Origin of the sequence: Streptomyces coerulescens, from assembly GCF_042657965.1 — a bacterium.
In the GTDB taxonomy this organism is placed as follows: Bacteria; Actinomycetota; Actinomycetes; order Streptomycetales; family Streptomycetaceae; genus Streptomyces; species Streptomyces coerulescens.
In genome coordinates this window covers 72,488-84,679 of sequence record NZ_JBHSKM010000003.1, presented here as the reverse complement: position 1 = coordinate 84,679, position 12,192 = coordinate 72,488, and the positions used below count along the sequence as shown (strand labels likewise).

10 protein-coding genes are annotated in these 12,192 nt (G+C 72.5%); 5 read left to right on the top strand and 5 right to left on the bottom strand.

All coding sequences use genetic code 11. The features are described from left to right. Positions 1 to 100 precede the first annotated feature (100 nt). Positions 101 to 709: a TetR/AcrR family transcriptional regulator gene (locus tag ACFPQ9_RS07685; RefSeq protein ID WP_380848720.1), complete on the top strand. Its 609-nt coding sequence runs from the start codon at positions 101 to 103 to the stop codon at positions 707 to 709. A gap of 104 nt (positions 710 to 813) precedes the next feature. Continuing rightward, a complete protein-coding gene (locus ACFPQ9_RS07680) occupies positions 814 to 1,539 on the top strand; it encodes a DUF2470 domain-containing protein (protein ID WP_380848717.1) in 726 nt (241 codons plus the stop codon). Here the strand turns inward: ACFPQ9_RS07680 and ACFPQ9_RS07675 are convergent. The 3 genes from ACFPQ9_RS07675 to ACFPQ9_RS07665 form a co-directional block, all read right to left on the bottom strand. Beyond that, positions 1,507 to 2,718: a lactonase family protein gene (locus ACFPQ9_RS07675; RefSeq protein WP_380848714.1), complete on the bottom strand. Its 1,212-nt coding sequence runs from the start codon at positions 2,716 to 2,718 to the stop codon at positions 1,507 to 1,509. The genes ACFPQ9_RS07680 and ACFPQ9_RS07675 overlap by 33 nt on opposite strands. Positions 2,719 to 2,852: 134 nt before the next feature. Continuing rightward, a complete protein-coding gene (locus tag ACFPQ9_RS07670) occupies positions 2,853 to 3,911 on the bottom strand; it encodes a hypothetical protein (RefSeq protein WP_380848711.1) in 1,059 nt (352 codons plus the stop codon). A 45-nt stretch (positions 3,912 to 3,956) separates the two neighbouring features. Beyond that, entirely contained in the window at positions 3,957 to 5,210 is a 1,254-nt protein-coding gene (locus ACFPQ9_RS07665; protein ID WP_380848708.1) for an FUSC family protein, read from the bottom strand. Positions 5,211 to 5,468: 258 nt separating this feature from the next. Between ACFPQ9_RS07665 and ACFPQ9_RS07660 the strand changes: the two genes are divergently transcribed. Continuing rightward, on the top strand, positions 5,469 to 6,803 hold the full coding sequence (locus tag ACFPQ9_RS07660; RefSeq protein ID WP_380848705.1) for an erythromycin esterase family protein: 1,335 nt from the start codon (positions 5,469 to 5,471) through the stop codon (positions 6,801 to 6,803). Between the two features lie 13 nt (positions 6,804 to 6,816). Here the strand turns inward: ACFPQ9_RS07660 and ACFPQ9_RS07655 are convergent, their stop codons facing one another. After that, positions 6,817 to 7,311 (bottom strand): FBP domain-containing protein, encoded by a 495-nt coding sequence (locus tag ACFPQ9_RS07655; RefSeq protein WP_380848702.1) that lies wholly within the window; start codon positions 7,309 to 7,311, stop codon positions 6,817 to 6,819. An 85-nt stretch (positions 7,312 to 7,396) separates the two neighbouring features. On the opposite strand from ACFPQ9_RS07655, the gene ACFPQ9_RS07650 reads away from it, so the two are divergent. Then, positions 7,397 to 8,320, top strand: a complete 924-nt coding sequence (locus tag ACFPQ9_RS07650; protein WP_380848699.1) for a DUF3626 domain-containing protein — start codon at positions 7,397 to 7,399, stop codon at positions 8,318 to 8,320. Here the strand turns inward: ACFPQ9_RS07650 and ACFPQ9_RS07645 are convergent. Continuing rightward, positions 8,251 to 8,934: a PAS domain S-box protein gene (locus ACFPQ9_RS07645; protein ID WP_380848696.1), complete on the bottom strand. Its 684-nt coding sequence runs from the start codon at positions 8,932 to 8,934 to the stop codon at positions 8,251 to 8,253. The genes ACFPQ9_RS07650 and ACFPQ9_RS07645 overlap by 70 nt on opposite strands. A 105-nt stretch (positions 8,935 to 9,039) precedes the next feature. Between ACFPQ9_RS07645 and ACFPQ9_RS07640 the strand changes: the two genes are divergently transcribed. Then, a complete protein-coding gene (locus tag ACFPQ9_RS07640) occupies positions 9,040 to 12,186 on the top strand; it encodes a cytochrome P450 (protein ID WP_380848693.1) in 3,147 nt (1,048 codons plus the stop codon). Positions 12,187 to 12,192 lie beyond the last annotated feature (6 nt).

Genomic DNA, 12,192 nt, shown 5'->3' with positions numbered 1-12,192 from the left:
TCCGCTGACACCCTGCGACGCGGCGCTCGTTGTACGTGGGTTCAATAACGCGGATTCAGTCTGATCCCGTTATTGAATCCACGTCAAGTAAAGTGCGGGCATGGCCGCGAACCAGGGTGAGCGCACACGACGCCGGCTCAGCACCGAGGAGCGTCGTGAGCAGCTACTCGCGGTCGGGGCGCGGCTGTTCTCGGAGAGTCCGTACGACGAGGTGTGGATCGAGCAGGTCGCCGAGATCGCCGGAGTGTCGCGCGGGCTGCTCTACCACTACTTCCCGAACAAGCGGGACTTCTTCGCGGCCGTGGTCGAGCGCGAGAGTGCGCGCATGCTGCGGATGACGGCCGCCGTGCCCGGGATCCCGGTGCGCGAACAGCTCGGCGCCGGACTCGACACCTTTCTGGAGTACGTCGAGGCCCATGCCCACGGCTACCGTGCCTTCCATCGCGCCGACGCGGCCGGGGACCAGGCCGTACGCAAGGTCTACCAACGGGCCCTGGCGGCCCAGGAGAAGCAGATCCTCGCGGCGATGGCGGCCGACCCCGAGTTCGGTCCGCTCTGTGCACAGCGGCCCGACATCCCGCTCGCCGTGCGGGGCTGGCTGGCGTTCACCACCGCGGTCTGTCTGGAGTGGCTGCGGGGCGCCGGCCTCTCCCGGGACCAGGTGCGCGACCTGTGCACCCGTGCATTGCTGGGCGTCATCGCCCCCTGATCGCCCCTCACCTCCGCAAAGACATCGCACAGGATCGGTGGTGCCGGTTGGCCTGCGGCCCGATCTTCGATAGGTTAGGCAAGCCTTACCTTAGGAGGAACGGGATGGGTGACAGCCAAACCTGGACGGCCGCGCCTTCCGCGGCGGAACGGGCCCGGTCGGTGCTGGCCGGCGCGTGGTCCTGCTCGGTGACCGCGGAGAACTGCCGAGAGGAACTCGTCGGCGCGCACACCGCGACCGACGACGGCCGTGTCCTGCTGGAGGTGCCCGAGGACAGTGTGCTGGTCACGGCCGCGATCTGCGCGCCGCGCGGAGAGCCCTCCGCCGTCCTGGAGTTCGCCGACGTCGCCCCCGTGCCCGTCCGCAAGCGGATCCGCTCCCGGCTCTGGCTGTCCGGCTGGTTCACCCCCGAGGAGGGCAGGCTCGCCTTCCGGGCGACCCGCGTGGTGCTGCGGGAGCCGTCCGGAGCCAAGGCCGTCGACCTGGAGGAGTTCGCCACCGCGGCGCCCGACCCGCTGGCCACCGCCGAGGCCCGGCTGCTCACCCATCTTGCCGACTGCCACCCGGACGCCGTCGAGCGGCTGACCCGCCTCGTCGAATCCGACAGCCTGCACGGCGCCGTCCGCGTCCAGCCGCTCGCCGTCGACCGGCACGGACTCACCCTGCGCATCGAGCGCGCCCGCTCCCACGGCGACGTACGGCTGCCGTTCCACCGGCCCGCCGACGACGTCGCCCAGCTCACCGAGCGCATGCACATCCTGCTCTCGCAGGCCAGCGCCGCCTCTTGCCCGCGCGCCCTACAGCGGCAGCGCACAGACGGCGACGGGTGACGCGAACGGCTCGCCCGCGAGCCGCAGTTCACCGCTCGCCTCGTCGACGCGGAAGACGCTGACGGTGCTCGACCGCTGGTTCGCCGCGAACAGCAGCGCACCGTCCGGCGACAGCGCGATCTGCCGCGGGAAGTCCCCGGACACCGGCACCGTGTCGAGCAGCCTGAGCCGGGCTCCCTTCGCCTCCACCGCGTAGCGCGCGAGGCTGTTGTGGCCCCGGTTGGCGAGATAGGCGAACCGGCCGTTCGGCGTCACCACGATCTGCGCCGGATAGCTGGTGCCCGAGCCCGTGCCCGTCTCCTGCTCCGCGCCGACGGTCAGCCGGCCCGTGGACGGGTCGTACCCGCAGACCGCGACGCTGTTGTCGACCTCGTTGGCCAGATAGGCGTAGCGGCCGCCCGGGTGGAAGGTGAGATGGCGCGGGCCCGCGCCCGGCTTGGTCCGCGCCCGGGCGACCTCGCCGAGCGTGCCCGCCTCGACGTCGAGGCGGTAGGTGTAGACGGTGTCCGTGCCCAGGTCGACGGCGAGCACATGGCGGCCGTCCGGGCTGGTGACGAACTGGTGGGCGTGCGGGCCGTCCTGGCCGGGACCGGGTGCCGGACTGGAGTGCGTGACCAGGTCGGTGCGCTCACCAAGGACGCCCGAGGCGTCGATCGGGTGCACGGCCACGCTGCCCGTGCCGTAGTTGGCGCTCAACAGCCAGCGTCCGCCCGGATGCACCGACAGATGACAGGGCGCCGCCCCGCCGGTACTGCGACTGCCCAGAACCTCGCGGTCGGCGACCCGGACGGCGGTCACGGCGCCGTCCTCGCGCTCGTTCACCGCGTACAGGATCCGGCCGTTCGGGTGCAGCGCCAGATACGACGGGTCGGCGACGCCCTCGATGGTCCCGGCCCCGGTGATGCCGCCCGTGGCCGGGTCGTACGTGGCGAGGCCGATGCCCTTGCCGCCGCCCTCGGCGGATGTGTAGGTGCCGAGGTAGAGGGGGCGCGGGCCGGACGGTGCGCGGCTCTCGGACTGGGCGCTCGGACGTGTTTCGGGGCCGGACGTCGCCGTGCCGGACGGGTCCGCGGGGGCGGGCGCGTCGTCGCACGCCGTGGCCGCCGGGAGGGTCACTCCGGCGGCCGACCCCGCGAGGGTGCCGACGAATCGGCGCCTGCTCAGCCCACCACTGCCCATGTCCACACCTCAGGTCGTCGGTCGTCGTGGTCGCGACAGCAACCTTGGCGTGGATCACCCGTCCTGCGCAAGAACAGCAACAGGCGTTGCGTTCTGTGCAATGGCAGGGGAAGGGGTGGGCCGGAGCGTGCCGCTTACCAGTCGCCGTCCTCCACCGGCTTGCCCTGCGCGTCCTTCAACGGCATCACCTGGCCCGGCTTCGGCGCCTGCCAGGGCTCGTGGTCGTCACCGAGCCAGTCACCGACCGGCTGCACCGCCCCCAGCGTGTCCGTCGGGGCGAGATCGGCGGCGTCCTCGTCGTAGTAGTCGAACCAGGGCAGCCCCGCGCGCGTGTACGCCGCCCGGTCGACCGGCGACGGCGGGGGAGCCTCACCGGTGATCCGGCGCCACTCCGGAGGCGTCACCAGATGGACGAACACCCGCCCGCCGGGCCGCTCGGCCCAGTCCGACAGCGGACGGTCGTCCTCGTAGACCTCCTGGCGCATCGAACCGCCGACGCCCAGCCCCATCGCCGCGGCGGCCCGCGGCGCCCCGCCGGCGGGAGCGGCGGCCGGTGCCGGGACCGAACCGGGAGCGGGCGGTGCCGCCATCGGCATCGCGGCGCCGTAGCCACCGAACTGCGGCATCGGGGGTGCCTGCGCCGCAAGGCGCCGCTGCTCCTCGCGCCACGCCGCCAGCTTCGGCTCCTTCAGCGCGAAGGACTGAAGCTGCACGCCGCCCCAGACCTCCTCGCCGGTGACCTGGCCCTCGACGGTCGCGCCGAGCCCCAGCGGCACCGCCACGAACTGGCGGACCGTGCCCTTGCCGGAGTTGATGCCGTCAAGCCATGGCTGCCGTGGGAGGCAGAGGTAGTTCTGGGGCTTGCGGGCCAGGCGATCGCTCCACGGCTTCCCCGAGACCGCGCACACCTTGCCCACCCCGACCTGCAGGGCGGCCGGCTCCGTGGTGCCGCCGAAGCTCAGCCACATCGCCTCGCGCAGATACACCGGCAGCATCACCCCACCGCGCGCCCGCCATGCCTCGGGCACGGTGTCCGGGAAGTCCGCCACGCGCCGGATCGGGAACTCGCCGAGCCCCGGCGGCAGCGGATGCGTGCCCGACTCCGGCAGCCGCAGCGTGCGGATGAACCGCACCGCCACATCGCCCGGCAGCCGCAGGGTGTTTCCGTCGATCCGTACCGTCGTGTCGGTCATAGGCCCGCTCCCTCGCTTCCGGCGCCGGCCCGTCCCGGCGTCCCCCTAGCGAGAACGCCTGCCCATCCCGGTACGGTTCCGCCACAGCTGCTCCTGGACGCCCATGCGCTCGCGCAGCCGGGTCAGCCCCGGCATCCGCACGCGCTGCTCCTGCGACACCCGGTCCAGCTCCTCCAGCAGCCGTTGCGAGCGGTGCTCGGTGTCGAGCTCGTCGATCATGCGGTTCACCTCGGTCAGGACGGCACCGAGCAGCTGCCAGCGCTCCGTCTCGCGGTCGGCCTCCTCGCGCAGCAGCAGGGCCAGCTTGTCGCGGGTGCCCGCCGCCGTGCGCAGCTCGGCCGACAGCCGGGACTCCGCCGCGTCGGCGTTGCTGCTGACATGTGTGGTGACCAGCACCGAGAAACTGACGACCGCGTCGGCGATCTCGGAGAGGAGCTGCTCCAGGACCGCGCCCGTCTCGTTCGCGAACAGCGGATCGGGCTCGCGGTCCTTGGCGAGGTCGGTGAGGGTGCGGGCGAGCACCCTGAGGACGACCGTGCAGATCTCCAGCGTGTCCAGGCCGGTGCGCAGCACCACCCGGTGCAGCAGGCTGTCCCGCACGCGGGGATTGAGCCGCAGACTGTCCTCGGCCTGCCGCAGGTCCGCGTCCACCTCGACGATGTCGTGGTCGAGCCGACGTGCCTCGTGCAGCCGGGCCGCGGCCTGCTCGTAGGGCTGCCGGCCGGCCGCCTCCTCGCCGATGCGCAGCATCAACTGCCGCAGCCGGCGGGCCAGTGCCTCCATCGACTCCCCGGCCTCGTCCACCCACACCGGCGGCGCGAGCAGCAGATTGAAGCCGAGGCCGACCACCGCGCCGATCAGTGTCTCCAGCACCCGCGCCCATGCCGTGTCCCCGACGGTGGTGACACCGAGGACCAGCATCGCGCTGATCGCCACCTCGGGGACGTACTCGTTCACCCGCACCAGATGTCCGACGGCCAGCGAGGCCACGATCAGCAGGGCCAGACTCCACCAGGTCAGACCGACCAGGAGGCTGAAAGCGATGGCCACCAGGACGCCGGCCACCACGGAGTTCACCCGGCGGATACCGTTGGTGAGCGTGGCGTAGAAAGTGACCTGGACGACCAGCAGCGCGGTCAGGGGCGCCGTCAGCGGCGCGGCCTCGGGGCTCAGGCGCAGCGCGATGACATACGCGATCGTCGCCGCTGCCGCCGACCGCAGGGTCTGGACGACCACGGGGTCCCGGCCCAGCTTCGCCAGCCGCTCCCGGTAGGGCGTCTCCTCACGTGCCACTCGCATCCTCGGGCTGTTCCCTTTCACCGATGCATCCCGCCCACCGCTTGCGGAACGTAACGGTCCGCAAGGAACCCCAGATTGATCGCTGTGGCCGTGTCACGGCAAGGGGCTGGGCCGGTGATCGTCGACACCCGTGCGAGGCCGGGCGTCGACCGGGTCCGGGACTGGGGAAAACCCCCGCCGCCACCCCGTGGTTGTCCGCATCCGGGAACGGCGGACCGCCGGATGGTCCCCGCCCGCCCGCGGCGCGAGCCTTGGATCATGAGACGGCATCGGACCGGATTAGTACTGACCCTGTTCATCATCCTCGCCGCCCTGACGACCGGCATCCCGGCCACGGCGGCGCCGACCCCCACCACTGTCGTCTCGGCGCTCGACCGCGCGGCCCGTCCGCTGCGCACCGTCGAACCGGGCGGCGACAGCCGTGATCTGCGCGCCCTGGACCGGATGATCGGCCCCGCCCGGGTCGTCGGCCTGGGCGAGGCCACGCACGGCTCGCACGACTTCTTCGCCCTCAAGGACCGCGTCTTCCGCCATCTCGTGCGGGAGAAGGGCTTTCGCACCTTCGCCCTGGAGTCGCCCTGGAGCACCGGCCTGCGCCTCAACGACTACGTCCTGTACGGCAAGGGCGACCCGCGGCGCATCATGCGCGAGGAGTTCCAGCGGGACTACCTGTGGTGGAACAACACCGACTATCTGCGGCTCGTCGAGTGGATGCGCGCGTACAACGTCCGCCACCCGCATGACCCGGTCCGCTTCATCGGCGACGACATCGCCTGGACCGGACCCGAGTTGTACGACGCGGTCGAGGACTGGGCGGCCCGCACCCACCCCGAGCTCGGCGCGCGGCTGGGCGAGCTCTACCGCGGCCTGCGGCCCACCGTGCAGACCGGCGAGTACATCGAGCGGTACCTGAATCTGCCGTACGCCGAACGCAAGGACCGCGCGGACCGCACCGGCCAGGCGCTGCGGCTGCTGGAGCGGCAGAGGCCGGGCGCCGACCGCGCGGCGTACGACCGGGCCGTCCAGCACGCGAGGGTGATCGACCGGACCGCCCGGCAGTACGCCTTCGACCTCACCGACCCGGCCGGGATCGCCGCCGCCATGCGCTACCGCGACGGGGCGATGGCCGCCAACGTGGTGTGGTGGCAGCAGCACACCGGCACCAAGGTGCTGCTGTCGGCGCACAACAACCACGTCGGCTATGTGCCGGAGGAGCCCGAGGAGAACCCGAAGGTGCAGGGTGCGTTCCTGCGCGAGAGCCTCGGTGCCGGGTATGTCAGCGTCGGCCTGACCTTTGGCCACGGCTCATTCAACGCCACCGGCCAGGACGACGACGTCATCCGCCGCTGGACGCTGGGACCGGCGGGTCCGGGCAGCAACGAGCGGACCCTCGACCGGGTGCGGTACCGCGACTACCTGCTCGACCTGCGGTCCGTCGGGGCACCTGCCCGCGACTGGCTGCGGCAGGCACGGCCCACGCGCGGCATCGGTACGGCCTACCCGGACGGCCCGCACGACATCGCGCTCGCCCGCAGCCACGACGTCCTGATCCATCTGCACCGGGTGGAGGCGGCGCGCCTGCGGGACCGGTAGGGCGGCGGTCCTGTCAGGTGTACAGCTTGTCGAGGAACGAGGACAGATTGGCCGTCGTCCGGGCGATCTGCTCCTCCACCGTCAGGCTCTCCTCGAAGCGGCTCCCCGGCCCCGGGAGCTTCTTGCCGCGGACGTAGAGGGAACACGCGAGGTCGGTGCACATGTACAGGCCGACCGAGTTGCCCTCGCGTCCGGCCGCACCCGATTTGCGGGCCGTCATCAGCGAGACCCCGCCGCCCGGATGGGTCGTCAGACACAGGGAGCACATGCTGCGGTGCAGGAACCCGCGCCGGGATGACGGGAAACGGAAGGTGACGCCCACCGGGCGGCCTTCCCGCTCGGTCACCAGATAACTGCGATCGGGCGCCCCAGGATCCCGCCAGCCCAGGAAGTCGAGGTCGTCCCAGGGGCGTTCGTCGAGATCGCGGGGGAGGGACACCCGTTTGGCCTCGCCCTTGGAGCAGTTGATAAATGAGTTGCGGATGTCCTGCTCGGCGAGTGGCCTCATGGGGGAGCCTCCTGGGAGTCGGTCTGCAAAACCTAGGAGCCCTAGGTTGACACCTAGATTAGGCAGGCTGGACGAAAGGGAGCCAGTGGATTTCGGCGATCCCGGGGCACCCAGGGCCAGGGCGGCACTGCGGCATGTCGCGGCCTCCTCCGCGGGGCCGGCCCTCGACCCCGATGTGCGCATCACCCTCAACTTCCATCCCGACAGGCTGGCGCGGGACGTGCCGATCCTGCGCGCGCTGGCCGAGGACGGCGCCTACCACTCGCAGTTCGTCACCGGCACCAGCAACGGTGGCCTCACGGCCCACCCCGGCGGCGACCGCAGGCGCTGGGAGAGTCGGATCTTCGGCGGGGCGTACGACGAGGCGAGCCCGCACGAGCGGCCCGTGTACGGCGCGCTGAACTTCCGTCGCCAAGTCGTCGGCGCCGCCCCGCGGTTCGGCTCCTCGCACTTCCGCCTACGGGGCGAGACCTTGGCCCGCGCCACGTTCTGCTATCCCGACAGTGCCGCCGAACCCACCGACTTCGGCGTCGCGGCCGGTCTGCACCTCCTCGCCCTCGCCGAGGCCGACGACCGCGACGCCCTCGACGACTACGTCGAGGCGCACATCCACGGCGGCGTCGTCCTCGCCCGGGACGTGGAGGCCGTCGTCCTGGACGCCGGCTACCGCGGCACCCCGGTCGAGGCTGCGGCCCGTCAGCTGCCCTGCCCCCTCGAATGGCACCCCGGCTACCGTCTCACCGTGCCCGGACTGCTCCGCCATGCGGAGTACCGCGGCCAGGAGTACGTCGACCTGGGCGCCCGGATCGCCGAGGACGGCCACATCGACCCGCGCGTCATCGGAGACGCCGCGCGCACCGGACGGTACGCACTCCAGGACCTGAAGAAGGTGTGGCACACCCTGGCACGGTTCGGCGCCCCGCCGGGCGCGGGCACGGCCTACTCCGACCCGGCCGGGGCAGTGGGCGCCGGCGGCCACACCCCCGCCGCGAGCACCCCCAGCGCATAGGCGCGCGCGACCAGTTCCGTGCGGTTCGCCGCGTTCCACCGGGTTGACAGGCGGCGCAGGTGGTAGTTCACGCCGTCGACTGTGAGGGCGGTCTCCCGGGCTGCGCGTGCCGTCGTGGCGCCCCCGGCGAGCAGTGCCAGGATGCGGGCCTCCATCGGTGTGACGCGCGTGGGCGGCTCCTCGGCGGACGGCTCGCGTTCACCCAGGACACGGAGCATCACCAGCAGCGCCGGTGTCTCCTCCACCGTGTCGCTCACTGGGTCCGCCGTCAGCTCCCCGTAGCGCTCCGCGCCGTCGGGAGCCCGCCAGCGCACCGACACCTGGTAGCGCGAACGGTGCCGCAGCCGCAACGCCTCGGCGATCCGCTCGACCTGGGTGGCCTCCTGCGGCCGGAACAGCTCCAGCACGTCCCGGCCGCGCAACCGCCCCGGAGTCGTACCGCACTCCGCCGCCATCGCCGGATTGGCCAGTTGGACCGCGCCGTACACATCACACACCGCGACCGGCACGGCGACGCGGTCGAAGACCATCAGGGCGCGGTTGCGCCACACGACGGCATCCGGGTGGGTCCGGTCCACCAGCACCTCCGGTGACTCGGGGCAAGAGCGGGACATGGCCGTGCACTACATAATCATGTAGTGCGGGCGCTCCGGCGTGCCGGGGCCGTCGACCAACCTGGATCGCAGTACTCCCGTACCGCGAAAGGCAGTTGTCGCGCCATGCCCCCCACCGCGCTCGACCCGCAGACCGCAGACACCCTCCCCGGCGTCCCCGTCGCCGACATCTCCGCCACCGGACCCGGCGACACACCCGTGCAGCAGGCCATGCAGCTGATGCGCGAGCACGGGCCCGTGTTCGTGCGGCGGCTGTACGGGCGGGACGCCCTGTTCGTCGGCGACCCGGACCTGGTGGCCGAGCTCGCCGACGAGCGGCGGTTCGCCAAGCACGTCGGGCCCGGTCTGGAGAACGTCCGCGAGTTCGCCGCCGACGGACTGTTCACCGCGTACAACGACGAGCCCAACTGGGCCAAGGCGCACGACATCCTCATGCCCGCCTTCGCGCTCGGCTCGATGCGTACCTACCACCCCGTGATGCTGAAGGTGGCCCGCCGGCTCATCGACTCCTGGGACCGCGACGCCCGCGCCGGGCGGCCGGTGAACGTCCCCGACGACATGACCCGCATGACCCTGGACACCATCGGTCTCGCCGGGTTCGACTACGACTTCGGCTCCTTCGAGCGGCCCGAGCCGCACCCCTTCGTCGAGTCCATGGTCCGGTGCCTGGAGTGGAGCATGAAGCGGCTCGCCCGGGTCCCCGGCCGGGACTACTCGGCGGCCGACGCGGCCTTCCGGGACGACGCCGCCTATCTCGCCCAGGTCGTCGACGACGTCATCGCCGCCCGCACCGGCACCGACCAGAGCGCCGCCGAGGACCTCCTCGGCCTGATGCTCACCGCCGCGCACCCCGCCGACGGCACCACCCTCGACACCGCCAACATCCGCAACCAGGTCATCACCTTCCTGATCGCCGGCCACGAGACCACCTCCGGCGCGATGTCCTTCGCCCTCTACTACCTCGCCAAGCACCCGACGGCGCTCGATCGCGTACGGCGTGAGGTGGACGACCTGTGGGGCGATCAGGCCGATCCCGAGCCGACCTACGACGAGATCGGCCGGCTGACGTACACCCGGCAGGTCCTCAACGAGGCGCTGCGGCTGTGGCCGACGGCCGCCGTGTTCTCCCGGGAGGCCCGCGAGGACACCCTGCTCGGCGGGCGCATCCCGCTGCGTGCCGGACAGGCCGCCCTCGTGCTGACCCCGATGCTCCACCGGCAGCCCGTCTGGGGCGACAACCCCGAGCTGTTCGACCCGGCACGCTTCACCGCCGAGGCCGAACAGGCCCGGCCGGTGCACGCCTTCAAACCGTTCGGGACCGGTGAACGCGCTTGTATCGGGCGGCAGTTCGCGCTGCACGAGGCGACCATGCTGCTGGCGATGCTCGTCCACCGCTACCGGCTGCACGACCACGCCGACTACCGCCTCACCGTCAAGGAGACCCTCACCCTCAAGCCCGAGGGCTTCACCCTCACCCTGACCCCGCGCACCACCGCCGAGCGCGGGCCCATGCCGGTGCCCGAAGCGCCGCGGCACACGGACACCGGGTCCCTCCCCGCCCGTGTCCGCCCCGGCACCCGCGCCCTCTTCCTGCACGGCAGCAACTACGGCACCTGCCGGGAGTTCGCCGCGTCCCTCGCCGACGAGGCCGCCGCCGTCGGCTGCGGGACCGACATCGCGCCCCTGGACGCCTACGCGGACGGCCTGCCCACCGACCGGCCCGTCGTGATCACCGCCGCCTCCTACAACGGTCGCCCCACCGACGACGCCGCCGTCTTCACCGCCCGGCTGGAGGACCCGCACGACCTGAAGGACGTCACCTACGCCGTCCTCGGCGTCGGCGACCGCAACTGGGCCGCCACCTACCAGCAGGTCCCCACCCGCATCGACGACCGTCTCGCCGAGCTCGGCGCCACGCGCCTCCTCGACCGCGCCGCCGCCGACGCCTCGGGCGACCTCACCGGCGCCGTCCGCGACTTCACGGCCCGCCTGCGCACGGCTCTGCTGGAGCGGTACGGCGACCCCGACGCGACCGCCCCGGCCGACGACGAGCCGACAGCGGCGTACGAGGTCCGCGCCCTGACCGGCGGCCCGCTGGACGCCGTCGCCGAACGGCACGGGCTCGTCCCCATGACGGTCACCGAGGCGTACGACCTCACCGCACCCGACCACCCGCGCCGCAAGCGGTTCGTCCGCCTCGCGCTCCCGGAAGGCGTCACGTACCGCACCGCCGATCACCTCACCGTGCTGCCCGCCAACGCCCCTGCCCTGGTCGAGCGGTTCGCCGCCGCGCTCGGCGTCGACCTCGATACCGTCCTGGACATCCGCGCCACCCGCCCGCGCCGCGACGGCCCGGCCGTCGACCGGCCCCTGACCGTACGCCAACTCCTCACCCACCACGTCGAGTTGACGGAACACCCGAGCGTCACTCAGCTCGCCGCGCTCGCCGCCGCCAACCCGTGCCCGCCGGAGCGCATGGCCCTGGCGGGGCTGAGCGACGATCCACGCACCCTCGTCGAGGTGATCGAGGACTTCCCGGCCCTGTGCGGCGCCCTGGACTGGCCGACGCTCCTCGACCTGCTCACCCCGCTGCGCCCGCGCCCCTACTCGATCTCCTCCTCGCCCGCCGTCGACCCCGGCCACGCGGACCTGATGATCTCCCTGCTCCAGGCGCCCGCACGCTCCGGCAGGGGCATCCACACGGGCACCGGATCCGGCTACCTCACCGAGGTCCGCCCAGGCGACACGGTGTACGCCCGCATCCAGCCGTGCCGGGACGTCTTCCGCATCGAACCCGGCGAGCCCGTCGTGATGGTGGCCGCGGGCACCGGCCTCGCCCCGTTCCGCGGCGCCGTCGCCGACCGCACCGCGGCCCTCGCGACCCGCACCGAACTCGCCCCGGCCCTGTGCTACTTCGGCTGCGACGCCCCCGACGCCGACTTCCTGCACGCCGAGGAACTGCACGCCGCCGAGTCGGCCGGAGCCGTCTCGCTCCGCCCCGCCTTCAGCACCGCCGGAACCTTCGTCCAGCACCGCATCGCCGCCGAGGCCGACGACGTCTGGGAGCTGCTCGGCGCGGGCGCCCGGGTATACGTCTGCGGCGACGGCGCCAGGATGGCACCGGGCGTACGGGACGCCTTCCGTACCCTGTACCGGGACCGCACACCGGGCGCCGACGACGCGGCGGCCCAGCGCTGGCTGGACGCCCTGATCGCGGACGGCCGGTACGTGGAGGACGTCTACGCGGCGTAGGTCACA

Bases quoted from the DNA above. Each gene is read 5' to 3' on its own strand.
- ACFPQ9_RS07685 (WP_380848720.1), top strand. From the start codon at position 101: ATGGCCGCGAACCAGGGTGAGCGCACACGACGCCGGCTCAGCACCGAG.
- ACFPQ9_RS07680 (WP_380848717.1), top strand. From the start codon at position 814: ATGGGTGACAGCCAAACCTGGACGGCCGCGCCTTCCGCGGCGGAACGG.
- ACFPQ9_RS07675 (WP_380848714.1), bottom strand. From the start codon at position 2,718: ATGGGCAGTGGTGGGCTGAGCAGGCGCCGATTCGTCGGCACCCTCGCG.
- ACFPQ9_RS07670 (WP_380848711.1), bottom strand. From the start codon at position 3,911: ATGACCGACACGACGGTACGGATCGACGGAAACACCCTGCGGCTGCCG.
- ACFPQ9_RS07665 (WP_380848708.1), bottom strand. From the start codon at position 5,210: ATGCGAGTGGCACGTGAGGAGACGCCCTACCGGGAGCGGCTGGCGAAG.
- ACFPQ9_RS07660 (WP_380848705.1), top strand. From the start codon at position 5,469: ATGAGACGGCATCGGACCGGATTAGTACTGACCCTGTTCATCATCCTC.
- ACFPQ9_RS07655 (WP_380848702.1), bottom strand. From the start codon at position 7,311: ATGAGGCCACTCGCCGAGCAGGACATCCGCAACTCATTTATCAACTGC.
- ACFPQ9_RS07645 (WP_380848696.1), bottom strand. From the start codon at position 8,934: ATGTCCCGCTCTTGCCCCGAGTCACCGGAGGTGCTGGTGGACCGGACC.
- ACFPQ9_RS07640 (WP_380848693.1), top strand. From the start codon at position 9,040: ATGCCCCCCACCGCGCTCGACCCGCAGACCGCAGACACCCTCCCCGGC.